Source organism: Bradyrhizobium sp. PRIMUS42 (assembly GCF_023006515.1).
Classification (GTDB): Bacteria; Pseudomonadota; Alphaproteobacteria; order Rhizobiales; family Xanthobacteraceae; genus Bradyrhizobium.
The window spans coordinates 1-508 of sequence record NZ_JALBGZ010001547.1 but is presented as its reverse complement, the minus strand read 5'-3'; the positions used below and the strand labels follow the sequence as shown (position 1 = coordinate 508).

Here is a 508-nt window from a genome sequence, read left to right as displayed (position 1 = left end):
CCTGATGGAGGAAGACACCGAGCAGCGCGACGCGCAGAATCGGCGCCTCATAGAGATACTCGAACAAGAGAGCCGCGCCCTCGCCCGCGAACTCCACGACGAGTTCGGGCAGAATCTCTCCGCCATCCTCGCCTTCGCCAACACGATCGAAACGGCGAGCGCGAGGGCAAACAGGGACAACGGGATCGCCCAGGATGCGCGCATGATCTCGCAGGCCACCCATCATCTGATGGCCTCGCTCCGCGATGCGCTGAAGCGCCTGCGCAATCCCCTGCCCGAGGAGCTCGGGCTCGAGGCGAGCCTCGTCAATCTCGTCGACAGCTGGCGCTCGCAGAGCGCGGCGCGGCCAACGATCCAGCTCGATCTCAGGGGTGATCTGACGGATGTGCGCGGACCGGCCGCCACCACGGCCTATCGCGTGGCACAGGAATGCCTGACCAACGCACTGCGTCACGGTGCGGCGCGCGAGATTTCGGTGCGGATCGAGCGGCGCGCCGGCGACGATGAC

General features: G+C 66.7%; 1 protein-coding gene. It reads left to right on the top strand.

The genetic code is table 11. From position 1 onward, the window contains the following. A partial coding sequence (locus tag MOV75_RS41565) for a histidine kinase (RefSeq protein ID WP_309487025.1) occupies positions 1 to 508 on the top strand: 508 nt, incomplete at both ends.